The sequence below is a fragment of the Amycolatopsis orientalis genome (assembly GCF_000943515.2).
Classification (GTDB): domain Bacteria; phylum Actinomycetota; class Actinomycetes; order Mycobacteriales; family Pseudonocardiaceae; genus Amycolatopsis; species Amycolatopsis orientalis.
The window spans coordinates 3390979-3415286 of sequence record NZ_CP016174.1; the positions used below are offsets into that span (position 1 = coordinate 3390979).

20 protein-coding genes and 1 riboswitch are annotated in these 24308 nt (G+C 68.8%); of the genes, 7 read left to right on the forward strand and 13 right to left on the reverse strand.

The features are described from left to right. The first annotated feature begins 165 nt into the window (after nucleotides 1–165). The gene (locus SD37_RS15225; RefSeq protein WP_003071237.1) at nucleotides 166–375 is read left to right on the forward strand and encodes a helix-turn-helix domain-containing protein; all 210 of its coding nucleotides are present in this window, start codon (nucleotides 166–168) and stop codon (nucleotides 373–375) included. Here the strand turns inward: SD37_RS15225 and SD37_RS15230 are convergent, their stop codons facing one another. Beyond that, the gene (locus tag SD37_RS15230; protein WP_044850322.1) at nucleotides 376–1677 is read right to left on the reverse strand and encodes a glycosyltransferase family 87 protein; all 1302 of its coding nucleotides are present in this window, start codon (nucleotides 1675–1677) and stop codon (nucleotides 376–378) included. Nucleotides 1678–1826: 149 nt separating this feature from the next. Here SD37_RS15230 and SD37_RS15235 point away from each other — a divergent pair, with 149 nt between their 5' ends. Continuing rightward, nucleotides 1827–3692 carry an ABC transporter ATP-binding protein gene (locus SD37_RS15235; RefSeq protein ID WP_044850321.1) on the forward strand — a complete coding sequence of 622 codons (1866 nt, stop codon included), beginning with the start codon at nucleotides 1827–1829 and terminating at the stop codon, nucleotides 3690–3692. A 66-nt stretch (nucleotides 3693–3758) separates the two neighbouring features. Here SD37_RS15235 and SD37_RS15240 read toward each other — a convergent pair whose 3' ends face one another. Together SD37_RS15240 and SD37_RS15245 are read right to left on the reverse strand one after the other, a co-directional pair. Further along, nucleotides 3759–4181 carry a YkvA family protein gene (locus tag SD37_RS15240; RefSeq protein WP_044850320.1) on the reverse strand — a complete coding sequence of 141 codons (423 nt, stop codon included), beginning with the start codon at nucleotides 4179–4181 and terminating at the stop codon, nucleotides 3759–3761. A 45-nt stretch (nucleotides 4182–4226) separates the two neighbouring features. Beyond that, nucleotides 4227–4955: a sugar isomerase domain-containing protein gene (locus SD37_RS15245; RefSeq protein ID WP_044850319.1), complete on the reverse strand. Its 729-nt coding sequence runs from the start codon at nucleotides 4953–4955 to the stop codon at nucleotides 4227–4229. A gap of 130 nt (nucleotides 4956–5085) precedes the next feature. Here SD37_RS15245 and SD37_RS15250 point away from each other — a divergent pair, with 130 nt between their 5' ends. From SD37_RS15250 to SD37_RS15265, 4 genes are all read left to right on the forward strand, one after another. After that, complete coding sequence (locus SD37_RS15250) at nucleotides 5086–5781, forward strand: alpha/beta hydrolase (protein ID WP_044850318.1); 696 nt, start codon at nucleotides 5086–5088, stop codon at nucleotides 5779–5781. A 20-nt stretch (nucleotides 5782–5801) separates the two neighbouring features. Further along, entirely contained in the window at nucleotides 5802–7064 is a 1263-nt protein-coding gene (locus SD37_RS15255) for an SAM-dependent methyltransferase (protein WP_044850317.1), read from the forward strand. 127 nt (nucleotides 7065–7191) lie between these two features. Then, on the forward strand, nucleotides 7192–8367 hold the full coding sequence (locus SD37_RS15260; RefSeq protein ID WP_236725372.1) for an LCP family protein: 1176 nt from the start codon (nucleotides 7192–7194) through the stop codon (nucleotides 8365–8367). Nucleotides 8368–8759: 392 nt separating this feature from the next. Beyond that, nucleotides 8760–9290 (forward strand): GNAT family N-acetyltransferase, encoded by a 531-nt coding sequence (locus SD37_RS15265; RefSeq protein WP_044850315.1) that lies wholly within the window; start codon nucleotides 8760–8762, stop codon nucleotides 9288–9290. 99 nt (nucleotides 9291–9389) lie between these two features. On the opposite strand, the gene SD37_RS15270 is transcribed toward SD37_RS15265, so the two are convergent. The 10 genes from SD37_RS15270 to SD37_RS15315 all read right to left on the reverse strand — a co-directional run bounded on the left by SD37_RS15270 (nucleotide 9390) and on the right by SD37_RS15315 (nucleotide 23254). After that, entirely contained in the window at nucleotides 9390–9854 is a 465-nt protein-coding gene (locus SD37_RS15270) for a peroxiredoxin (protein WP_065912840.1), read from the reverse strand. Nucleotides 9855–9871: 17 nt separating this feature from the next. Next, on the reverse strand, nucleotides 9872–11722 hold the full coding sequence (locus SD37_RS15275; RefSeq protein ID WP_236725373.1) for a putative bifunctional diguanylate cyclase/phosphodiesterase: 1851 nt from the start codon (nucleotides 11720–11722) through the stop codon (nucleotides 9872–9874). 208 nt (nucleotides 11723–11930) lie between these two features. Then, on the reverse strand, nucleotides 11931–13385 hold the full coding sequence (locus tag SD37_RS15280; RefSeq protein WP_044850313.1) for a cytochrome P450: 1455 nt from the start codon (nucleotides 13383–13385) through the stop codon (nucleotides 11931–11933). 141 nt (nucleotides 13386–13526) lie between these two features. Then, complete coding sequence (gene metE / locus SD37_RS15285; protein ID WP_044850312.1) at nucleotides 13527–15800, reverse strand: 5-methyltetrahydropteroyltriglutamate--homocysteine S-methyltransferase; 2274 nt, start codon at nucleotides 15798–15800, stop codon at nucleotides 13527–13529. 101 nt (nucleotides 15801–15901) lie between these two features. Beyond that, a riboswitch (cobalamin riboswitch) is annotated at nucleotides 15902–16124 on the reverse strand. A gap of 356 nt (nucleotides 16125–16480) precedes the next feature. After that, the gene (locus tag SD37_RS15290) at nucleotides 16481–17557 is read right to left on the reverse strand and encodes a ribonucleotide-diphosphate reductase subunit beta (protein ID WP_037344090.1); all 1077 of its coding nucleotides are present in this window, start codon (nucleotides 17555–17557) and stop codon (nucleotides 16481–16483) included. An 83-nt stretch (nucleotides 17558–17640) separates the two neighbouring features. Beyond that, complete coding sequence (locus SD37_RS15295; RefSeq protein WP_044850311.1) at nucleotides 17641–20637, reverse strand: ribonucleoside-diphosphate reductase subunit alpha; 2997 nt, start codon at nucleotides 20635–20637, stop codon at nucleotides 17641–17643. 253 nt (nucleotides 20638–20890) lie between these two features. Further along, nucleotides 20891–21499 (reverse strand): acetoacetate decarboxylase family protein, encoded by a 609-nt coding sequence (locus SD37_RS15300; protein ID WP_044850525.1) that lies wholly within the window; start codon nucleotides 21497–21499, stop codon nucleotides 20891–20893. Next, entirely contained in the window at nucleotides 21496–22335 is an 840-nt protein-coding gene (locus SD37_RS15305) for an enoyl-CoA hydratase-related protein (RefSeq protein ID WP_065913092.1), read from the reverse strand. The genes SD37_RS15300 and SD37_RS15305 overlap by 4 nt, the downstream gene beginning before the upstream one ends. A 50-nt stretch (nucleotides 22336–22385) precedes the next feature. Continuing rightward, complete coding sequence (locus tag SD37_RS15310) at nucleotides 22386–22865, reverse strand: tetratricopeptide repeat protein (protein ID WP_044850309.1); 480 nt, start codon at nucleotides 22863–22865, stop codon at nucleotides 22386–22388. Continuing rightward, a complete protein-coding gene (locus SD37_RS15315; RefSeq protein ID WP_044850308.1) occupies nucleotides 22862–23254 on the reverse strand; it encodes a MerR family transcriptional regulator in 393 nt (130 codons plus the stop codon). The genes SD37_RS15310 and SD37_RS15315 overlap by 4 nt, the downstream gene beginning before the upstream one ends. Nucleotides 23255–23304: 50 nt before the next feature. On the opposite strand from SD37_RS15315, the gene SD37_RS15320 reads away from it, so the two are divergent. After that, nucleotides 23305–24165 (forward strand): NAD(P)-dependent oxidoreductase, encoded by an 861-nt coding sequence (locus SD37_RS15320; protein WP_044850307.1) that lies wholly within the window; start codon nucleotides 23305–23307, stop codon nucleotides 24163–24165. The last annotated feature ends 143 nt before the right edge of the window (nucleotides 24166–24308 follow it).

Sequence of the window (24308 nt, forward strand, 5' to 3'; positions counted from 1 at the left end):
TCGGGTGCTTGATCGATGCCATCCGGCCACTGAAATGGCCCAATGTGATCGCGGTTTCAGCAGTTTTGCGCTCGTCGTCTGGCATTCCGGCGCTCAGTGTTCGATCATTGCGGCGACAGGGGCCGTTATGTGGCCCAGAACACTCTCGGCGGGAAGGCGATCGACGTGGCTGATCTCAAGAAAGGCGCGCGGATCACCGGCAACACGCGTGACAAGCTGGCCGCTGACCTCAAGAAGAAATACGAGAAGGGTTCGAGCATCCGCGCCCTCGCGGAGTCCACGGGCCGCTCGTACGGCTTCGTGCACCGGGTCCTCTCGGAGTCCGGCGTTCAGCTGCGGGGCCGTGGTGGTGCCACCAGGGTCAAGAAGAAGTAGTCACGAAGAAGTAGCGGACTGCTGCGCGGGGGGCGCAGTTCCCTTCTCCGGGACCGCTGTTTCCGAGGATTCACCGGCGGCGAACACCAGCCTGGCACCGAGCAGGATCAGCGGGTACACCAGGTAGCCGTACCTCGTCGCCGGGGTGAGCAGGATCAACGCGCCGAGCCCGACGGCCATGCGCAGAAGCGCGTCCGAACCGGTCGCGGGGGGCCGGCGCACCAACCAGACCAGGACGGCGACGGCCGCGATCCCGAGCAGGGCGAAGGAAAACGCGGTTCCGACGGGGCCGAGCGAGGCGATGAGGTGACCGGGCAGCGGGCTCGCCGCCGGTGACTTGAGCACGCCCAGTCCCAGCGGGAACCGGAAGACGTGCTCGACGAACGCTTTCGGGTCCACGAGATAGACCGGTACATGCAGGACCAGGGTCGTCACCACGAGTGCCGCGGCGAATCCGCCCAGTGCGCGAGGACCACGCCGCGTGAGCAGCAGGACACCCAGCACCACCGCCGCGGGCGCGACGATCAGTTTCGCGCTGATCACCAAGGCCAGCACCAGGCCCGAGACGAGCGCGCGGCCGCTCGTCGCCAGCGCGAAGGACAGCACGAGCAGCCCGGCGATGGCCAGATCCGGACCGGCGACGGCCCAGGTCAGCGCGGTCAGCGGGCAGGCGAGGGCGAGTTGCGCGGCGCTCACCGGGATTTTCGGCCACTTCAGCAGCCGCAGCGTCAGCAGTACACAGGCGACGGCCGCCAGCGCGAACATCCAGCGCGCGTCGGTGAGGGCGTCGGCCACCGGTCCGCCGCCCAGCAGCGCGCGCGGCAGCCCGAAGACGGTCATCACCGGACCGTATGGCGTGTAATCGTTTACTTCCGCCGCGCGGCCGAGCGCGGTGACGTCGACGTACGGGGTTCCGTTCTCCAGAAGGAGTTTCGCGGACCGTTCGATGACCCAGACCTCGGGCTGGGCGGCCCAGGAGTTCGGCGTGATCAGCCAGTCCACTCCGGTCAGACGGCGAATGACGAGCATTCCCAATGGAAGGATCATCGCGAACAGCCCGATCGCGCCGATACCGATCCACCGCGAGCCGAGTACGCCGGACGGCCGCGCGCCATGCCGGGCAGCGATCGCCAGCCAGCTGGTGTGGACCACGGCGAGCCCGTACCCCGCCACCGCGAAATTCGCCCACACGCGATAGCCGTAGAACTCCGCCACGGCCGTGTTCACCACGGCGAAGACGAGGCAGCCCGTGTAGAAGACCAGGTCTATGGTCAGTCGTCGCCGGTCCGGGTCCTTGGTCACCGGCTCAGGCTACCGACGCGGCCACGTCCGCCGGAAAGAGGACGCGGAAACCGGGAAGCATCCGGTGTGCTGCGGTGTTGGTGCTGGTTATATCCGGAAAGAATCTCGACCAATGTCGAGGTTTGCGTGGGGGCGAGGAGAAGGATCCCATGGACAACACGTGGTCGCTGATGAGCTCGGCGATGAAGTCGGCCGACGTTCCGAAGGGGCTGCACAAGGGGACGCTCCGCCGTGTCGCGCGGTTCGCCAGGCCGCATTGGCGGAGGCTGCTGATATTCCTGGTGCTCACCGTCGTCTCGGCGGTGCTGGCGGTGAGCACGCCGGTACTGGCCGGGAAGGTGGTCGACGCGATCGTCGGCGGGCACGACACCGCGCTGGTGGTGTGGCTGGCCGTGGTGATCGCCGCGCTCGCGCTGATCGACGCCGGACTCGGGCTGGCGGAACGGGCGCAGTCGTCGAGGATCGGTGAGGGGATCATCCTCGACCTGCGGGTCGCGGTGTACCGGCATGTGCAGCGGATGCCGATCGCGTTCTTCACCCGGACCCGCACCGGCGCGCTGGTGAGCAGGCTCAACAACGACGTCATCGGCGCGCAGCGCACCTTCACCGCGACACTGTCCGGTCTGGTCACCAACGTGATCCAGCTGGCCCTGTCGCTGGTGGTCATGATGACGCTGTCCTGGCAGGTCACCCTGCTGGCGCTGGTGCTGCTGCCGGTGTTCATCCTGCCGACGCGGCGGCTCGGCAGGCGGATGGCCACGCTGCAGCGGGAGGCCGGGCAGCTCAACGCGTCGATGACCACACAGATGACCGAACGGTTCTCCGCTCCCGGCGCGACACTGGTGAAGCTCTTCGGCGATCCGGACCGGGAAGTGGGGGACTTCGGTGCGCGGGCCGGACGGGTGCGCGACATCGGGGTGCGGACGGCGATGCTGACGCGCTGGTTCCTGACCAGCCTCACCACCGTTTCCGCGCTCGCGCAGGCCCTGGTCTACGGCCTCGGCGGCTACCTCGCGCTGACCGGGGCGCTCGCGCCGGGCACCGTCGTGGCGCTGGCGTTGCTGCTGACCAGGCTGTACTCGCCGCTGACCGCGCTGGCGAACGTCCGGGTGGACGTGATGACGGCGCTGGTGTCGTTCGAGCGGGTCTTCGAGGTGCTCGACCTCAAGCCGATGATCGAGGAGAAGCCCGCCCCGCGGGCGCTGCCCGAAGGCCCGGTTTCGGTGGAGTTCTCCGATGTGCGGTTCGGGTACCCCGCGGCGGACCGGTACTCGCTGGCGTCGCTGGAGGATGTGTCCACTTTGGACCACCGGGGCGGTGAGGAGGTGCTGCACGGCATCAGCTTCCGTGCCGAACCGGGGCAGATGGTGGCGCTGGTCGGCTCTTCCGGCGCGGGCAAGTCGACGATCGCCTCGCTGCTGCCGCGGCTCTACGACGTCGACGCCGGCTCGGTCCGATTGTCCGATGTGGACGTTCGCGAGCTGAGTTTCGCCTCGCTGCGGGAAACCGTCGGGGTGGTGACCCAGGACGGGCACCTCTTCCACGAGACGATCCGGGCCAACCTCGAATACGCGCGGCCCGGTGTCACCGACGACGAGATCTGGTCGGCGCTGGAGCGCGCACGGCTGGCCGAACTGATCCGGGAACTGCCGGACGGGCTGGAAACCGTGGTGGGGGAGCGGGGCTACCGGCTCTCCGGTGGCGAACGGCAGCGGCTGACCATCGCCCGGCTCCTGCTGGCGCAGCCGCGGGTCGTGGTCCTCGACGAGGCGACGGCGCATCTGGACTCGCAGTCGGAGGCGGCCGTCGGTGAGGCCTTGACCGACGCGCTGGACGGGCGGACCGCGCTGGTCATCGCGCACCGGCTGTCGACCGTGCGGGCGGCGGACCAGATCCTGGTCGTCGAACACGGGGAGATCGTCGAGCGGGGAACGCACGAGGAACTCCTGGCGCTGGACGGGCGCTACGCGACGCTGTATTTGACGCAGTTCTCGGAGGAACCCGCGGCCGCGTGACCCCGGTCGTGAGTGGTGATGACGGTTCTAACCGTCATCACCACTCACGAGCGTCCGGGCCGATGCTCACCGCGCCGGGCGGTCCAGGCCGGTGAGCCGGACGACGACCGCGAAGCCGTCGTCGGTCCCCGGCCAGTGCGCGCGGACGGCGTCCAGACCGGCGCGGCGCACCACCCCGCGCAGGACCGCGGTGACGATGATCGCGTCATCCGCGTAGCCCAGCACCGGGATGAAGTCCGGGATCACGTCGAGCGGCAGGGCGAGGTAGGCGAGCAGCAGGCCCAGCCGGATCCGCACCCCGCGCGGCAAGGACTTGTCGGCCGCGAGGCGCCGGACCAGGCGCAGTACGTCCGGCAGCAGCCGCAGGGCCTCGCGCAGCAAGCCGCCGCGGGGCCGGACGATGGCCAGCACGACGACCAGGACGACCCACGTCAGCAGCAGGGCGGCGCCCACGCCGATCACCAGGTCCCACCACCACGAGCCGGTCATGGGAGCCGACGCTACGGGTGCGGGGAAAGGGAGGGCGCCGCGTGCCTACCGCAGTGCGGGGACGCGGGGGCCGTACTTGGCCAGCAGCGCGGCGTTGGCCTCGTCGCCACCGTCCACGTTGGAGCTGCGCCACAGCGGGATCTCGACGCCTCGCGCCGCACCGAGGTCCACGACCTCGGCGAGGACGAGGTTCCACAGGAACGCGTTGATCACTGTGGACAGTGGCGCGGTCCGCGGCGCGTCCGGCGGGTAGCTCGAGTCGCCGGGGCGGACGTGGGAGTCGAGCACGATGCTCGCTTCTTCGATCAGCGTCGTCGCCGAGCGCTTCGGCGCCGCGGCCACGGACGCGGCCGAACTCACCGCGATGACCGACGCCCCGCGTGCCCGCGCCCCGGCGGCCAGCTCGACCGGGTACGGGTTGACGCCCGAGGTCGAGAACACCACCAGCAGATCGTCGGGTCCCGGCGCGCGCTCGGCCAGTACCTCTTCGGCCAGCCCGGAACGGCGTTCGGTCCTGGTGCTGTGCTGCGCGCCGTGCAGCGGCAGGAGTTCGGGGTGGTACACCGGATACACACAGGCGAGGCCGCCGGCGCGGTAGAAGGTCTCGGCGACCGCGGCCAGCGAATGCCCCGCGCCGGCGGTGAACACCAGCGCGTCGGCCCGGATGACCCCCAGTACCAGCTCGGCCGCTTCCCGGATCTGCTCCGCGTTACCCCGTTCGGCTTCCGCGAGCCGTTCGGCGACGTCTGCATAACGTTCGGTGGTGCTCACCACATCCGCCCTTCCGTCTGGAGGTCAGCGACGAATGTATCGCGTGGACCAATGGCCGAAGTGGAATACATCGGGTCATGATCGAGGTTGACCCGATCGCTGCGGCCGGGTTTCGGAGACTGGAGGGTCCAGGGTGAGCGAGGCTGATCCCGCGGTGCGGACTTGGCGAGCGCGTGGCCGGGCGAAAGCCGTGGTGCTGGTGCTGCACGGCGGTGCCGAGCACAGCCATGCCGGCGTGGCGCCGTGGCGGCTGGCGTACCAGCGGATGGTGCCGCTGGCGAAGGACGTCCACCGGGCGGCCCGGGGGCACGGGGTCGAGGTCCGGCTCCTGCGCAACCGGGTCTACGGCTGGAATGACACGGGCACCGACGCGCTCGCGGACGCGCGTTGGGCACTGGACCGGATCCGCGCGGACCATCCCGGGGTGCCGGTGATCCTCGTCGGCCACTCGATGGGGGGACGGGTGGCGCTGCGCGTCGCGGACGATCCCGCCGTCGTCGGGGTCTGCGCGCTGGCGCCGTGGACACCGCCGGGTGAACCGATCGGGGCCGTCGAAGGCCGCGCCGTGGTCATCGTGCACGGGACCAAGGACCGGATGACCGATCCGGTGGCCTCCCACGCTTTCGCGGAACGCGCCGAAAAGGTGACATCGCGGTCCGCGCGATTCGAAATCGACGGCGAGGGGCACGCGATGCTGCGACGGTCTCGAGTGTGGAACCGGCTCGTCCGGGCTTTCACCCTCGAGCTGATCGAAGCGGGGGGAACTGACGAAACGGTGAGCTCGGCCTGGAACCGGCCGAGCTCCGAGCGGCTGCGGATCCCGGTCTGACCGGGTGGGAGGGAGCACCTATGTCCACCTCGAGCGTCGATCGGGCGGCGGGTCCGTCCGGCCTGCCCGTCCCCGACGAGACCCGGTGGCCGGGATTGGCCACGCCACCGCATTCCCCGTTACGGGCGCGGATCGCCGAGCAGTTGTTCCGGCAGGCGATCCGTCCGCTGAACGTCCGCGTGCGCATGCCCGACGGCTCACATCTCGGCGCGGGCGGTCCGGACGCGCCCGAGATGCGGCTCAACCGCCCCGCCGCCTTCTTCCACCGCCTCGGCGTGGACGCGAAGATCGGCTTCGGCGAGGCCTACATGGTCGGCGACTGGACGAGCGACGCGCTCGCCGAAGTGCTGACCCCGTTCGCGGAGCGGATGGCGACGCTCATCCCGCCACTGCTGCAACGGTTCCGCCGGTTCGTCGATCGCGGCCACCCCGCGGAGGAGGAGAACACCATCGAGGGGTCGCGGGCGAACATCCATCGCCACTACGACCTCTCCAACGAGCTGTTCGGCGCCTTCCTGGACCCGTCGATGATGTACTCGTCGGCGTTGTTCGGCCCGGGCGACGACCTCACCACCGCGCAGCACCGCAAGATCGACAGCGTCCTCGACTACGCCGGGGTCCGCGAGGGCAGTACGGTGCTCGAAATCGGGACCGGATGGGGTGAACTCTCGATCCGGGCGGCCGCGCGCGGGGCACGGGTCACGTCACTGACCATTTCCCGGGAACAGGCCGCGCTGGCGACCGAACGGATCGCGGCGGCGGGTTTCGCCGACCGGGTCGACGTCCGGCTCTGCGACTACCGCGACTCCACCGGCGAGTACGACGCCGTGGTCAGCGTCGAGATGATCGAGGCCGTCGGCGAGTCCTACTGGCCCACGTTCTTCGAGACCATCGGAAAGCGGCTGAAGCCGGGCGGCCGGTTCGGGCTCCAGGCCATCACCATGGACCACGAACGCATGCGCGCCGCGGCCCGTTCGTACACCTGGATGCACAAGTACATCTTCCCCGGCGGGCTCATCCCGTCGACCACCTCGGTCGAACAGGGCATGCTGGAGCACACCCGGCTGAAACTGCAGGGGGTGCGCGAGTTCGGCCAGGACTACGCCCGCACATTGCGACTGTGGCGGGAGAAGTTCACCCAGCGGTGGGACGAAATCACCGAACTCGGTTTCGACGACGTGTTCAAACGGATGTGGGAGTTCTACCTGGCGTACTCCGAAGCGGGGTTCCGTTCGGGGTATCTGAAGGTCCACCAGTTCGGATTCGCCGACAACGGGCGGTGAACGCCACCCAACCGATGCGGGGTGCCGGACGTCTTTCACCTAGGGTCTGCGGTTGACTGGGCCCCACACGCGAAATCGGGACGGGTGATTCGGCATGACGTATGGAGGCGACGACCGAGGGCGACGGATGCCGCCACAACGGCCGCCGTCCGGCCGCCCCCGGCAGCACCAGCCCGCGCAGATGATGCCGCTGCCGGGCCGGGGGAGCAGCCCGTACGACGAACGGACGGCGCCGATGGGCCACAGGGGCGGGGAGCGCCCCGGTGGCCCGCCACCGCGCCGTTCAGGGCCGCCGCAGCCCCCTCCCGGCCGTCCGGGCGGCGAGGCGCGCCCACCGCGTCGTCGTCGTCGCTGGGGCTTCGGCCGGGTGCTGCTCACGTTGCTGACCGTGTTCGTGCTGTTCCTGGCCGGCGTCTGGGTGTACCTGGAGTTCTCCATCAACCGCGTCGACGCGCTGGCCGACTACGCCGGCCGCCCCGCCGCGGCCGAGGGCACCAACTGGCTGATCGTGGGCTCCGACAGCCGGGACGGGCTGACGCCGGAGGAGCAGGAGAAACTGGTCACCGGCGACAGCAAGGCCGCCGGCGGTGGCAGGCGGACCGACACCATCATGGTCGCGCACATCCCGGACAACAGCACCAAGCCGACGCTGCTGAGCCTGCCGCGTGACTCCCAGGTGAAGATCCCCGGCCACGGTACGAACAAGATCAACGCCGCGTTCTCGATCGGCGGCCCGACGCTGCTCGCGCAGACCGTCGAAGGCGCCACCGGCCTGCGCATCGACCACTACGCCGAGATCGGCTTCGGCGGGTTCGCCAAGATCGTCGACGCCATCGGCGGGGTCCACATGTGCGTCGAGAAGCCGATGGAGGACACCCTCACCGGGATCAAGATCGCGCCGGGCTGCCAGGAGCTCCAGGGCCCGCAGGCACTCGGCTTCGTCCGCATGCGGCACAGCGCGGCCACCCCGCGATCGGACCTCGACCGCGTCGCCAACCAGCGGAAGTTCATCGGCGCGCTGGTCAGCGAGATCGGCAGCCCCGGCACGCTGCTGAACCCGTTCTCGCTGTTCCCGCTGCTGTCGACCGCGCCCGACGCGCTGACGATGGATTCCGGCGACCACGTGCACAACCTGGTGGGGCTGGCGCTGGCCATGCGCGGGATCTCGTCGGGCGGTGTGGTCACCACGACGGTGCCGGTGACCAACGGGTCGGCGGAGAACTGGGACAAGACGAAGTCGAAGCTGCTGTTCGACGCGCTGAAGAACGACACGGACATCCCGGACAGCGCGATCCTCACCTGATCTTCCAGTGGGGTCGGCGAGGGTGGAGGATTGGGGACGTTGAACGTCCCGAATCCTCCACACTCGACGTGTGTCGCGGGTCCTGAGGGGCTGCTCCGGATCAAGGCCCTTCAGCCTTGTGGAAGGGTAAAAGACACTCGCGACTTTCAGCTTGGTCGTGCCTCGGGGCTGAAGGGCGCTTTCCCCGCATCGCATGTGAGGAAAGCGCCCTTCGCCGCGTGCGATGAGAGGAAAGGGCCCTTCATTGCGCGCGCGGGTCGTCTTGGGTTCCGGGGGTCGTGAGTGGTAAGTGACGTTCTAACGACACTTAGCACTCACGACCCCCGGAACCCACCACCCGCCGCGCGCGAAAAACGGAGGCGTTCCTCGATGCTCTAGGTCACCATGAGGCGATGGAAGCGCCAGCCGAGACCCTCACCGACGACGTCATCGTCCTGCGCCGCTGGGCGCCCGAGCAGCTCGACACGTTGGCCGCCGTCGCGGGGGATTCCGCCGCGCACATCGGCGCCTGGCTGATCTGGGCCTCGAACGGCTACGGCACCGAGGAGGCCGCCGAGTTCCTCGAAACCACCGCGCGGAACTGGGCCGAGGGCAAGACCTACGATTTCGCGATCGTCGCCGGAGGTGAGGTCGCCGGCGGCACGGGCATGATCGTCCAGCCGGACGGGATCGAGATCGGCTACTGGCTGAGCCGCCACCACACCGGCCGGGGCGTCGCGACGAGGGCCGCCCGGTTGCTGATCGCCGAGGCCTTCCGCCTTGGCGCGGCGGAGGTGCTGATCCGGCACGACGAGAAGAACGTCGCGAGCGGCGCCGTGCCCGCGCGGCTGGGGTTCACGATGACCGGCGCCGAGACCGTCGAACCGCCGCTCGCCCCCGCCTGCACGGGCGTCAACCGGATCTGGCGGCTCAAGCGTCCTTAAGGATGGCGGCGAACTCCGCAGACCAAGAAGGTCCGTGAAGGCCTCCTTCCCTACCTTGAGAGTAGGGAAGGAGGCCTTCACGGACCTGACGCCTTTGCCTTAACCCTCAGCGGTCTTGCGCTCACGCAAGGCCGCCAGCGCCTTGTCCGCGTGCACAGTGAACTTCAGTTCGCTCTTGATCACTTCGAGCACCTTGCGGTCGGTGTCGATGACGAACGTGTGCCGTTTGGCGTGCAGCGGGCTGAACTTCCGCCAGACGCCGAACTGCCTGGCCACCACACCGTCCACATCGGACAGCAGCGGGTAGTCGAAGCCGTGCTTGGCCGAGAACTCCTGCTGTTTGGCGACGGCGTCCGGGCTGATCCCGACGCGGTGTGCGCCGACTTCGGCGAATTCCGCGGCGAGGTCGCGGAAGTGGCAGCTTTCCGCGGTGCAGCCGCTGGTCATCGCGGCGGGGGAGAAGAACAGCACGACGGGGCCGGACGAGAGGAAGTCCGACAGCGTGCGCTCCTCGCCCTTGTCGTCGGGCAGCGTGAAGTCCGGGGCGATGTCACCTTGGTCCATGGACGGATCCTGTCACGTCAGTGGGCGTGCCGTTCGATGAGCTCGTCGACCTCGTCCCCGGTCGCGGAGTCGGCGACGAACGGGCCGCGTGCGGCGAGTACGCCGTATCGTCGCAGCCGCTCGGCCTGTTCGTGACTGCGGACGCCTTCCGCGCCGATGCGCAGCTTCAGTTCCTTGGCACGCGCGACCAGCTGGCACAGGTGCCGTACGTCGGCCTCGTCCTCACGGTCGGCCAGCGCGTCGACCACCGCGCCGGAGAGGATCACGTGGCGGACCGGCAGCCGGTGCTGCGGGATGAGTTCCAGATCGGCCGAACCGGAGATGGTCAGCACCAGCTGGGCGCCCAGATCGGCCAGCACGGCGAAGGAGTCCAGCACCTCGCCGCATCGCGGGTCGAGGACGGATTCGCGGTCCGTGCAGAGCCGCAGTGCCTGCGCGGGCAGGTTGTGGCGGTCGAGCTGTTCCTTCACCAGCAGGACCAGATCGGGGTCGATCGCCAGCCGGTTCGGCAGCCGTACGCAGACGTCCGGGGCGGCGTCGCCGAACCGGTTCCGCCAGCGCGCGGTGGCGGCGAGCGATTCGGCCAGCAGCCACCGGCCGAGCGGGATGGTCATCCCGGTGATCTGCGCCAGGGGATAGAACTCGTCGGAGTCCAGTTCGCCCTTCTCCGGATGGTTCCACCGCAGCCCGGCGTTGACCGCGGCCAGCTGATCCGGGTTCGCGAGTTTCACCGTCGGCTGGTAGATCAGCGAGAACTCGCCGTTCTCGAGCGCGCCCGCGATGACGGCGCCGAGCTGGTAGCGGCCGCGGTCGCGCGCGTCGAGTTCGGGATCGAACAGCATCCACTGCGCCTTGCCCGCCTCCTTGGCCCGGTGCAGGGCGATCTCCGCGGCCCGGAGCAGGTCTTCCTGCCTGCTTTCGGCGACCGGCCGGACGACGATGCCGGCGCTCGCGCTGACCCCGATGCCGTGCCCGCCGACGTAGATGGGCTCGGCCAGTTCCTCCAGCGCCTGCTCGACCAGGCCGATCACCTGGGTCGGCGAGAACTCGCCGCGCAGCAGGATGGCGAACCCGTCACCGGACAGCCGTGCGACGGAACCGCCGTGCCTGCCGGTGAACACGCTCTTGAGCTTGTTCGCGACGCCGCGCAGCACCTGGTCGCCGACACCGGCGCCGAGCCCGTCGTTGATCACCTTGAAGCCGTCGACGTCGAGATAGACGAGCGCGACCTGATCGCCGCCGGAACCGGCCAGCGCGGTTTCGAGCGCGTTGCCGAACGCGGTGGCGTTCGGCAGGCCGGTCAGCGGGTCGTGCACGTTCTGGTGCCGCAGTCGTTCCTGCAGCAGGTGGATCTCGTTGGCGTCGGCGACCATCAGCACCGGATAGGACGAGCCGGGCCGGTCACCGGGGAGGTCGGTCAGGGTCACGTCGACCCACAGGGTGCCTTCCTCGCTGTGCTTGAGCAGCAGGCGCTCCTGCTGGGTCTGCCGTCCGAGTTCCCTGAGCTGGGACAGCCCGTTCCGCAGCCGGGCGACGTCGTGGTCGGCGGACCCGAGGTCGGGAATGGCCCGCCCGCGCAGGGAGGTGGGAGAGCAGCCGAGCAGCTTGCCGAGCGCCTCGTTGGCCTCGACGATCTCGCCGTCGGCGTCGGCGAGCGCGATCCCGACGGGGGAGGCGGAATAGAGCTTGGTGAAGCGCAAGACGGCGGCCTGGTGGTCAGGCTCGCTCCGCACGGCGTCCTGGGCGACGCCGAGCAGGAGCTGTTCGAGTTGCTCTTGGGGAAGCGATACTCCTTTAGTGTCAGCGAGCGTCGCGGCCCATCTCCGAGCGACGTCCACCAACCCTGGCGTGGCACCAGGCTCAGGCACACTTCACCTCTTCATGCGCGGTTAATGGCCAGCTCAGACAGGGTGTCCGGGCTCAGGGACCCACACTAGGTATGAGCCGACCGGGAATAGTGCCACGGCATCACGCGCGATCCGGGGTGTCTACCGGCTGAAAGGGTGATGACTACTACACGAGTGGTGACCGGAAGTTACCAAGAGTACTCGTTCGTGTTGTCCCGTTCGCCGGGATTCAGCGCGGCGCGAGCCGGATCGGCAGGCCGTCCGCGGGAACGGGCAGCGAGACGTAGTCCCAGCGGGCGGTGTAGTCCCCGGGGACCGACCAGCGATACGCCCGCAGCATCTCGTGCAGCAGCGCCTTCACCTCGAACGTGCCGAAATGCAGGCCGATGCACTTGTGCGCGCCGCCGCCGAACGGCATCCACGCGTAGCGGTGCGACTTGTCCTCGCGGCGTTCCTCGCCGAAGCGGTCCGGATCGAAGCGCATCGGGTCGGTCCAGTGCTCCGGTGAGAAATGGTTGACGGTGGGGGAGACCCCGACCAGTGTCCCTTCGGGAATGAAATGCCCGAGGACTTCGGTGTCCTTCACGGTTTTCCTCGCCAGCGAAGGTACCGGGGCGACCAGGCGCAGGGATTCCTTGATGACCAGGTCCAGCGTCGTCAGGGTCTCCAGCGCCTCGATGTCCGGCACGTCGTCGCCGAGCGCGAGGGACTCCTGGCGCGCGCGTTCCTGCCAGTCCGGGTTCTTGGCGAGGTGGTAGACCGCGGCGGCGCTGGTGATGGTCGAGGTGTCGTGCGCGGCCATCATCAGGAAGATCATGTGGTTGACGACGTCGGCGTCGGTGAAGCGGTCACCGTCTTCGGTGGTGGCGTGGCACAACGCGGTGAAGAGGTCGTCGCCGTCGCTTCGCCGTTTCGCGGGCAGGTTCGCCGAAAAGTAGCGTTCGAGTACCTTGCGGCCGTGCAGACCCGCCGCCCAGCGGCCGCCGGGCACGGGGAAGCGCACGATGGCCGTGCCCGCGCGCACGGAGTTCACGAACGCGCGGTTGATCGCGGCCGAGTCGTCGCCGGACCGCATGCCCATGAACACGCGCGTCGCGACGTCGAGCGTGAGTTGCTTGAGGGACCAGTAGATCCGCGGGTTCGGCTTGTCCGCCCAGGCCGCGACGCCCTCGCGCAGCGCCGGTCCCATCTGGTCGACGTAGCCGGTGAGCCGTTGCCGGGTGAACGCCGCCTGCATGATCCGGCGGTGCAGGTGGTGCTCGCCGAAGTCGAGCAGCATCAGGCCGCGGTCGAAGAACTGCTCGATGAAGAACTTCCAGCCCTCCTGGGAGAAGGCCTTGTCCTTGTTCACCAACGCGATCTGGGTGGCCTCCGGGCCGGAGAGGGCGACGATGCGGCGGCCGAACGCGCCCATCCACGACACCGGGCCGTAGGTTTCGTGGCGTTTGAGGCCGAATTCGATGCCGAACCGCATGAAGTCCAGTGCGTGCCCGATGACGGGCGGGCCTTCGTCGCCGAGGACCGGCTTGAGGCCCGGCGGGGCGGGCGCGAGTTCGCGGACCGGCCAGGTCGCGCCGAGCCAGCGCTCGTCGACCGAACGTGGCAAGGGGATCGAGGTGAGCGGCGGAACCCGCTCGCGCAGCGCCCCGGTGACCCTTTCGACCGTGTTCGCCATGGTGACCATCTCCCCGCTGAGATCGGCTGCCGCCCCACCATCGCATCCTTATTGACGTCCTGACAATACCTCGAAGGAAGTCCGTGAAGGCCTCCTTGAGGGACTCTGGGTCCCACAAGGAGGCCTTCACGGAACGTCAGGCACGGAAGGTCAGGCCAGTTCGGAGCGGACCAGGCGGGCCGCCTCGACCAGGTTCCGCAGGGCGGGCTCGACCTCGGCGTAGCCGCGGGTCTTCAGCCCGCAGTCCGGGTTGACCCAGATCCGCTCGGCGGGCACGGCGCCGACGGCGGTCCGCAGCAGCCCGCCGACCTCGTCGACAGCGGGAACGCGCGGCGAGTGGATGTCGTACACGCCCGGCCCGACACCGCGACCGAAGCCCGCCGCGCCGAGATCGGTGACGACCTCCATCTTCGACCGGGCGGCCTCGATGCTGGTGACGTCGGCGTCGAGCGCGTCGATCGCCTTCACCACGTCGCCGAACTCCGAATAGCACATATGCGTGTGGATCTGCGTCGCGTCGTCGATCCCGGACGTCGCGAGCCGGAACGACGAGACCGCCCAGGCGAAGTACGCCTCGTGCGCCGCGGCCCGCAGGGGGAGCAGTTCCCGCAGCGCCGGCTCATCCACCTGGATCACGCGGATCCCGGCTTCCTGCAGATCGTGCACCTCGTCGCGGATGGCCAGCGCGACCTGGCGGGCGGTCTCGCCCAGCGGCTGGTCGTCGCGGACGAACGACCACGCCAGGATCGTCACCGGCCCCGTCAGCATCCCCTTGACCGGCTTCGCGGTCAGGCTCTGCGCATAGCGCGCCCAAGCGACGGTCATCGGTTCGGGCCGCGAGACGTCGCCGTACAGGATCGGCGGCCGGACACAGCGGGAACCGTAGGACTGCACCCAGCCGAAGTCGGTGGCGGCGAACCCGGCCAGCCGCTCGGCGAAGTACTGCACCATGTCGTTGCGCTCGGGTTCGCCGTGCACCAGCACGTCCAGGCCGAGGTACTCCTGCAGCCGGACGACCCGCTCGATCTCCGCCTTCATCGCGGCCTCGTAACCCGCGTCGTCCAGCGAACCCGCCTTGTGCGCCGCGCGTGCCTTGCGGACCTCGATGGTCTGCGGGAACGAGCCGATCGTCGTACTCGGCAGCGGCGGCAGCTCCAGCGCGGCCTGCTGGGCGGCCGCCCGCCGCGGGTAGGGGGAGCGGACGGTGTCCTCGGGCCGCAGTGCCTCCAGCCGGGCGCGCACCCCGGCGTCGGCCAGGTCGGCCGCCGTGGCCCGGTCCGCGGCGGCGGCACGGGCGGCGGAAAGGTCGACGCCCTCCTCCTTCAGCGCCCGGCCGAGCAGGACGACCTCGTCGACCTTCTGCTTCGCGAAGGCGAGCCAGCTCTTCAGACGCGGATGGAGCCCGGTCTCGCGTTCGACGTCGTAAGGCACGTGCAGCAGCGAGCACGACGTCGAGACGCTGACCGATTTCGCGGTGCCGAGCAGTGTCGCCGCCCGGCTGAGCGCGCGGGCGGGGTCGGTGCGCCAGACGTTGCGCCCGTCCACGACCCCGGCCAGGACCTCCTTGTCGCGCAAGGCGGGTTCGGCCGCGATAGCGTCCACAAAGGACTCGTCGGTGACGAGGTCGACGGCGATCGCGTCGATCGGGGAGCGGGCGAGCACGCCCAGCCCACGGCCGAGGCCGCCGAAATAGCCCGCGACCAGGATCTTCGGCCGCGCCGTCGCCTTCGCGAGCCGGTGATAGGCGCGGATGAGGGCGTTGAGTTCCTGCTCGGTGCGATCGGCCGCGAAGGCGGGTTCGTCGAACTGAACCCACTCGACGCCTTCGTCGTGCAGGCGCCGCAGCAGCTCGATGTAGCCGTCGACGAGATTGTCGAGCAGCTCCAGCGGGCGAAAGCCCTCCGGGGCGCTCTCGGCGGCCTTGGCGAGCAGCAGGAAGGTCACCGGCCCCACCAGCACCGGCCGTGTCTCGACGCCGATCGCGCGGGACTCGCGGTACTCGTCGAGCGGCTTGGTGCCGCTGAGGACGAACTTCGTGTCAGGTCCGAGTTCGGGGACGATGTAGTGATAGTTGGTGTCGAACCACTTCGTCATCTCCAGCGCCGGGGCGTCCTGCACCCCGCGCGCGGCGGCGAAGTAGGTATCGAGCGGCGAGAGGCCGAGGTCGGTGAAGCGTTCCGGCAGCGCGCCGAACAGCTCGGCGGTGTCGAGCACCTGGTCGTAGTGGGAGAAGGTGTTGGAGGGGACGGAATCCAGTCCGGCGTCCTTGAGGTCCCGCCAGGTCCGCGTGCGCAGCGCACGGCCGGTCTCCAGGAGCGCGGCCTCGTCGATCTTGCCCGCCCAGTAGCGTTCGAGTGCGCGTTTGAGTTCCCGGTCCGGTCCGATCCGGGGGTAGCCCAGCACAGTGGTGCCGATTTCGGTCACAGCTCTCTCCTCGCGAGCTTGTCGTCAGAGCCCGGAGCGCGCGCAGGAGTGACCGCTGTTCGGTCGCGCCCATCCCACGAGGCCCGGACTCACGCACGCCGTCGGCGCGCGTACCACGGGCAGGTCTTCGGACTCGTGGGCGAAACGCTCGCTCCTACCGGCCGTCGCTTCCCGGGTCGCCATGACCCAGTGCTTTACCGTGTCTCGCACGGTGACGGCTTTCGTTCCCACATACCGCTGCGGGGCAGTCCCGGATTCCCACCGGGTTCCCTGTTACCTCGACCGGCCTGGGAGGCCGGGCGAACCAGTAGCACTGTGGAGCGTACTCAGGCCCGCTACCCCTCCGCTGGACATGTGATGAACCGGACGGCCGCGGTGGCGAACACGGACTTCCCGGCTGGAGGCTGCCGGTGAGGGGTGGGCTGCGGCATGTACTGGCTGCGCGTGAAGGCCCCCTTCCCTCGGCTCAGCCGAGGGAAGGGGGCCTTCACGCGCAGCCGTTGTGACTGGTGCTGCTGCTGAGGCTCGTGACGGCCGCCCGGGGCGAGTGAGGGGAACTTTGAGGAACTCTGAGTCCCTCAAGGAGTCCTTCACGGCCCGGCCTTCAGCCTCGCAGGCGGACACGAAAAGGCCCGCCCCGTGCGAGTGCGCGGGGCGGGCCTTCTCGTCAGCTCAGGTGATCAGTCCCAGTCGAGGGCGCCACCGGACTGGTACTCGATGACGCGGGTCTCGAAGAAGTTCTTCTCCTTCTTGAGGTCCATCGCCTCCGACATCCACGGGAACGGGTTCTCCGTCTCGCCGAAGATCGGCGCGAGGCCGATCTGCTGCGCCCGCCGGTCGGTGATGAAGTGCATGTACTGCTCGATCAGCTCGGCCGAGAGCCCGAGCATGCCGCGCGGCATGGTGTCGCGGGCGTAGGCGACCTCGAGCTCGCACGCCTCGGTCAGCATCGTCCGGATCTCCGCCTGGAACTCCTCGGTCCACAGGTGCGGGTTCTCGATCTTGATCTGGTTGATGCAGTCGATGCCGAAGTTCAGGTGGATCGACTCGTCGCGCAGGATGTACTGGTACTGCTCGGCGATACCGATCATCTTGTTCCGGCGGCCGAGCGAGAGGATCTGCGCGAAGCCGGTGTAGAACCACATGCCTTCGAAGATCACGTAGAACGCGACCAGGTCCCGCAGGAAGTTCTGGTCGGCCTCGGGGGTGCCGGTCTCGAAGTCCGGGTTCTCCAGGTTCTGCGTGTACTTCAGCGCCCACGCGTCCTTGTCCGAGATGGACGGGACCTCGCGGTACATGTTGAACAGCTCGCCCTCGACCAGGCCGAGGCTTTCGCAGATGTACTGGAAGGTGTGCGTGTGCACGGCCTCCTCGAAGGCCTGGCGCAGCAGGTACTGGCGGCATTCGGGGTTGGTGATCTGGCGGTACACCGCGAGCACGATGTTGTTGGCCACCAGCGATTCCGCGGTGGCGAAGAAGCCGAGGTTGCGCTTGAGCATGGTGCGCTCGTCCTCGGTGAGGCCGTCGGGCGACTTCCACAGCGCGATGTCGGCCTGCATGGCGACCTCGGTCGGCATCCAGTGGTTGTTGCAGCCGGCGAGGTACTTCTCCCAGGCCCAGGTGTACTTCATCGGGAGCAGCTGGTTGACGTCGGCGCGGGCGTTGATCATCCGCTTGTCGTCGACGTTGATCCGGGCGGCGCCGACTTCGATCTCGCCGAGGCCGGTGGCGTCGGCGGAAGCGTCAAAGGTGGTCATCAAGGCTCACTTCACGAGGTGGTCGGGTGGGTCGTGAGTGGCGATTCGGGTTAGAACACGAATCGCCATTCACGACCGGGCGGTCACTGGCAGGCTTCGCAGTCGGGGTCGTCGATGCGGCAGGCCGCGCCGTCGGTGGCGACGAAGTCGACGTCCGAGACCTTCGGCATCTCCTTGGGCTCCGGCTTGGCGGCCGGTGCCGGAGCGGTCACCGGCACGGCCGGGACCGCGGCGGCGGGCGACGGCGAGACCGCGGCGGAAGCCGACGGAGCGGCGGGCGCCGGAGCGGCGGCGGGCTTGGGTGCCGAAGGTGTGGCCGGGGCCGGGGTGGCCGAGACCGCGTTCAGCTTGCCGTCGGTACCGCGCAGGGTGCTCTTCTCCACGTGCGTCGCGGACCGCGCCCGCAGGTAGTACGTGGTCTTGAGGCCCTTGTGCCAGGCGTAGCGGTACAGCTCGTCGAGCTTGCGGCCGCTGGGCGCCGCGATGTACAGGTTCAGCGACTGCGCCTGGTCGATCCACTTCTGGCGCCGCGAACCGGCGTCCACCAGCCACTTCGACTCGATCTCGAAAGCGGTGGCGTACAGCGCCTTCAGGTCGTCGGGCACGCGGTCGATCTGGCCGAGGCTGCCGTCGAAGTACTTCAGGTCCGACACCATGACCTCGTCCCACAGCCCGCGCTCCTTGAGCGAGCGGACCAGGTGCGGGTTCACCACGGTGAAGTCGCCGGACATGTTCGACTTGACGAACAGGTTCTGGAACAGCGGCTCGATCGACTGCCCGACCCCGCAGATGTTGGAGATCGTCGCGGTCGGCGCGATCGCCATCACGTTGGAGTTGCGCATGCCGACGGTCTTGACCCGCTCACGCAGCGGCGCCCAGTCCAAAGTGGACGAGGTGTCGACGTCGAGCGCGTCGCCCTGCCGGGCGTCGATCAACAGCTGCAGCGAGTCGATCGGCAGGATTCCCTTGCTCCACAAGGAACCCTCGAACGTCTGGTACTGGCCGCGCTCCTCGGCGAGGTCGGTCGAAGCCGAGATCGCGTAGTAGCTGATGTGCTCCATGCTGGTGTCCGCGAACTGGACGGCCTCGTCCGAGGACAGCGGCACGCCGATCTCGAACAGCGCGTCCTGGAAGCCCATCAGGCCCAGCCCGATCGGGCGGTGGCGCAGGTTGGAGCGGCGCGCCTCCGGGATCGTGTAGAAGTTGATGTCGATCACGTTGTCGAGCATGCGGACCGCGGTGCGCACGGTCTTCTCGAGGCGCTTCGTGTCGAGGCCCTCGGGGGTGACGTGCTTGAGCAGGTTCACCGAACCGAGGTTGCAGACCGCGACCTCGTCGGTGGTGGTGTTCAGGGTGATTTCGGTGCACAGGTTGGACGAGTGCACGACACCCACGTGCTGCTGCGGCGAACGCAGGTTGCACGGGTCCTTGAAGGTGATCCACGGGTGGCCGGTCTCGAACAGCATGGTCAGCATGCGGCGCCACAGGTCGACCGCACGGACCTTGCGGAACACCTTCATCTCGCCGCGTTCGGCGGCGGCCTCGTACTCGCGGTAGCGCTCGGCGAAGGCGGTGCCGTAGAGGTCGTGCAGATCCGGGGTCTCGTTCGGCGAGAACAGGGTCCACTGCGCGTCGGCCTCGACGCGGCGGAGGAACTCGTCCGGCACCCAGTTCGCGGTGTTCATGTCGTGCGTACGACGACGGTCGTCACCGGTGTTCTTGCGCAGGTCGAGGAATTCCTCGATGTCCACGTGCCAGGTCTCGAGGTACGCGCAGGCCGCGCCCTTGCGCTTGCCTCCCTGGTTCACCGCGACGGCGGTGTCGTTGGCGATCTTGAGGAACGGCACGACGCCCTGCGACTGGCCGTTGGTGCCCTTGATGTGCGCGCCGAGGCCGCGGACCGGGGTCCAGTCGTTGCCGAGCCCGCCCGAGTACTTCGCCAGCAGCGCGTTGTTCTTGTACGCCTGGAAGATCGAGTCCAGGTCGTCGTCCACGGTGGTCAGGAAGCAGGACGACAGCTGCGGGCGGGTGGTGCCCGAGTTGAACAGCGTCGGGGTGGACGCCATGAAGTGGAACGACGACAGCAGTTCGTAGAACTCGATGGCGCGGTCTTCGCGGTTGTCCTCGCGGATCGCCAGCCCCATCGCGACGCGCATGAAGAACGCCTGCGGCAGCTCGAAACGGATGCCGTTGTGGTGCTGGAAGTACCGGTCGTACAGCGTCTGCAGGCCGAGGAAGCCGAAGTCGAGGTCACGTTCGGCGCGGATGGCCGAGGTGATCTTGTCCAGATCGAAGGTCTGCAGCTCGGGGTTGACCAGCTCCAGCTCGATGGCGCGCTTGAGGTAGTCCCGGAAGTACTGCGGGTACCGCGCGGTCATCTCGTCCTGGCTGGCCTGCTGCGGAACGCCCGCGAGGTAGCTGAGCGCCTCGCCGCGGAGCTTGTCCGCCAGCAGCCGGGCGCTGACGTAGGAGTAGTTCGGCTCCTGCTCGACGAGCACGCGCGCGGCCATGATCTGGGCGAGGGCGAGTTCGTCGGCGCTGATGCCGTCGTAGAGGTTGCGCTTGGCCTCGGCCAGCACCGGCTCGGCCGAGACGTCCTCGAGACCGGCGACGGCCTCGCCGACCACGTGCGAGACGCGGGCCCAGTCGAGCGGGCGGAGCGTGCCGTCGGCCGCCTTGACGCTGATGGCGACGTCGGAGGAGGCGGGCTTCTCGGCCTCGCGGGCCTTCGCCCGCTCATCGCGGTACAGGACGTAGGCGCGGGCGACCTTGTGGTGCTCGCCGCGCATCAGCGCGAGTTCGACGATGTCCTGGATCTGCTCGATGTGCAGCGCGGTCTCCGGACCGGCGTGGCGGAGCAGGGTGGTCTCGATCTGCTCGGTCAGTTCCTTGACCAGGTGGTGGATCCGCGACGAAGCGGCCGCGTCACCGCCCTCGACGGCGAGGAAGGCCTTGGTCACGGCGACCGAGATCTTGTTCGCGTCGAAGGGGGACACGCTGCCGTCCCGCCGGATGACTCGCACGGTCGCGGGCGTCGTGTCCGAAGACGAAGGCGGCCGCTGACCGGTTTCCACTGACATGCGTCACTCCAACTGTGTCTCTCGAAAAACTGTGTCTCTTGAAAAGGGCGCGTTGAAGCACCACAAGGCCTCACGAGGCCGTGCGCTGCGGGTTCACCAAGCTGTCCGACAACCGCTCCCGAGCGGTCTCCCCGTCGCTGGGCGATGTCGGTTCCCAGAGACTACATGTAGGGGTCGGAGGCTGCACGTGCCCCAATGGGTGGCGTGTCGCTGGCTCACCCTGCCGGGTTAGACGATCACGCTCAGCGGCTGGTCAGCCGCCGAAAACGATCGTGAAATCACGCAGGCCGGCGCTCAGGACGGGCCGCTGACCGGCCAGGAAGCCGAGTGGACCGGCCTCGTTGATCTTCCAGTCGGCGGCCGCCGGACGCGGCCGCGCCGTCGCACGGACGGGGCTGCGTTTGAGACGGCCGTCCAGCATCTGGACGACGTCGAAGGCGGCGGGCAGCTTCACCGGAAGGCTCGGGCGGGCGGTGAAGGCGGCCGTCGCGATCCAGTCCTCGTGAGTGGCCGCCGAGGCGGTGAAGGTCCGTCCGTGGGTGAAGTCGAGCGCGGCGAGGTCCTTCGGGATGCCCCACAGCGCGCGCCCGCCGGCGAGCGAGACCTCGCTGTCGACCCAGATGTCGGTGATGGAACTGGAGAGACGTGTGCCGCGGACGGCCACCGTCGCCAGTAGCTCGTGGTACTGGAGCTGACCGGGCTCCTGGTAGTCGATCCAGGCCGTGAAGACCTGGGCGCGGCCGCCGACCACGACCGGCTCCGCACCGTCGGGCAGGTCGGGAAGTTCGCTCACCGGGACACGCCAGACCGACAGGTACGCCTGGCCCGCCAGGTTCCACGGTTCCGGGGGATAGGCGGTCACGCGTTCCGCCACGGCAGGTAGGCGGGCTGGTCGGTGTCGACACGCATGGAGAACTCCGGTGGTCGTTTCTGAAGGAAGGACATGCCCCCCTCGACGGCGTCCGGGCTGGCGCCCAGGCCGCCGATCAGCCGTGAGTCCAGTTCGTGCACGGGGAACGGCGACGCGGCGCTCGCCATCCGGTACAGCAGCTGGCGGGTCACCGCGACCGACACGGGTGCCGTGCTCGTGGCTATCTCGTGAGCCAGTTCGCGGGCCTTGCCGAGTACTTCCCCCGGCTCGTGAACACTGTGGACCAGTCCGGCGCTCTTCGCCTCCTCGGCGCCGAAGACCCGGCCGCTGATCATCCAATCGAGTGCCGTGCCCATCCCGACCAGCCGGGGCAGGAACCACGCGGACGCGCCTTCGGGGTAGATCCCGCGGCGGACGAACACGAACCCGAACCGGGAATCGGTGGACGCCAGCCGGTAGTCGCACGACAGCGTGATCGTGATGCCGCCGCCGACGGCCGCGCCCCGCAGGGCCGCGATCACCGGTTTGTTCATCGTGAAGATCCGCTTCGAGCAGCGTCCCGCCGGCTCCTGCCAGGCCGCGTCCGGGCCGGTCTCCGGGTCGAAGTCGAAACCGCCCTGGGAGAGGTCGGCGCCCACCGAGAAGTCCTTGCCGTTGCCGGTCAGGATCACCACCCGGACGTCTTCGTCGCGGTCGGCCCGGTCCATCGCGTCGCCGAGTTCGTCGGCCATGCGGATGGTGTAGCCGTTGCGGGCTTCTGGCCGGTCGAGCGTGACCGTCGCGACGCGATCGGCGACCTCGTAGGTGATTTCGGCGTACGCGCTCATGACGTGAAGGTAAGCCAACCCGAGTGTGTTGACAAGATGTCAATAAGGCTTCATTCGACGTCGTCCAGGTGGTCGGCGTAGTACTCGACCGCCCGCCGGTACCGCTGGACCCCGGCGTCGGCGCTGGTCGCGGCGAGCACCTTCAGCAGCGTTCCCGCGGCCTCGCGTGCTTCGCCGACGTTGTAGAGCGCCATCGCGAGGAACGTCCTCAGTGCCGCGTCGTCCGGGAACTCGTCCAGGCCACGGCGCAGGGTTTTGAGCGCTTCGTCGTAGCGGCCGAGTACGCGATACGTGCTGCCGAGTCCGAGGAACACGCCGTGTCTGTCCTCTATGGACAACCCTTCGCCCGTCAGTGCCCTTTCGTAGAAGGGGGCGGCTTCGGCCTCCAGGCCGGCAGAATCGTGTGCCCACGCCGTCTGGTAGGCGATCACGGCGTCCCGCGGGTGCTGTTCCGTCAGTTCGATCAGCCGCAGGCGGGCCTCGTCGGTGCCGTGCTCCCTGAGCCGGATCGCTTCCTGTGCGTCGCTCATGCGGCAGCACCGTCGAACGGCGGATAGCTTTCGCCGCCGACACGCTCGGCCACGACGATGTATTCGGCCAGCGCGTCACGCGAACGCGCCAGCTTGGCCATCTGCTCGTCCAGGCGTCCGAGGCGCTCTCGCATCGCGGCCAGCAGTTCGGGACAGCCGATCAGTTCGGGCTCCTCGCCGATCGCGCAGGGCAGGAGGTACGCGATGTCCTCGGACGACAGGCCGGCGGCGAGCAGGTGGCGGATCTGCTTGACCCGCAGCAAGGCGCTCTCGTCGTACTCGCGGTAGCCGTTCGTGGCGCGGTCCGCCTCCAGGAGACCTTGGGCCTCGTAGTAGCGCAACTGATGGGCGTTGACGCCCGTCCGGTGACTCAGTTCACCGATCTTCATCGTTTTCCCCACTTGACCTTCATACCGGTATCAACGTTGACGATCGTGCCATGACAGACGACGCGAAAACCCCGGTATCGATCATCGGCCTCGGTCTCATGGGCACCGCGCTCGCCCGCGCGTTCCTGACGGCCGGGCATCCCACGACCGTGTGGAACCGGACCGCCGCCAAAGCGGACGCGCTCGTGGCCGACGGCGCCCGGCTCGCGCCCACGATCGGCGACGCGCTCGGTTCGGGCGGTGTGACGATCCTGTGCCTCACCGACTATCCGGCTGTCCGCGAACTGCTCGGCGGCGCCGAGCTGGCGGGCACCACCCTGCTCAACCTGACCTCGGGTGACTCCGCCCAGGCCCGGGAAACGGCCACCTGGGCCGAAAAACAGGGTGCCCGGTACTTGGACGGCGCGATCATGGCCGTCCCGTCGGCGATCGGGACCGACGAGGCGGTGATCCTGCTCAGCGGGCCGCGGCCGGACTTCGAGATCGGCGCGCTCGGCACGATCAGCCATCTCGGCGAGGATCCGGGGCTGGCTTCCCTCTACGACGTCGCCGGTCTGGCCATGATGTGGAGCATTCTGAACGCGTGGCTCCAGGGCACCGCGATGCTCAAGACGGCGGGCATCGACGCCGCGACGTACGCGCCCTTCGCGCAACAGATCGCCGTCGGCGTCGCCGGCTGGCTGCCCGGGTACGCCGAGCAGGTCGACGCGGGCGCGTTCCCCGCGGAGGTGTCGGCCTTGGAGACCGACGCGCGGGCGATGGCGCATCTGGTCGAGGAGAGCGAGGCGCTCGGCGTCAACGCCGAACTGCCGAAGCTGCTGAAGGCGATGGCCGATCGCGCGATCGCCGCCGGGCACGGCGGGGAGCAGTACCCGGTGCTGATCGAAGAGTTCAGCCGCCCGGGCCAGTGACGTAAGACGGACACGATGGCTGAAGCCGCCCGTTCCGGGTGGGTCGCGTGGGTCGTGAGTGGCAAGTGTCGTTCTAACGGCACTTGCCACTCACGACCCACGCGAGGTCTGGGCCCAGGCAGGGGGCCTTCAGGACGGTGCCG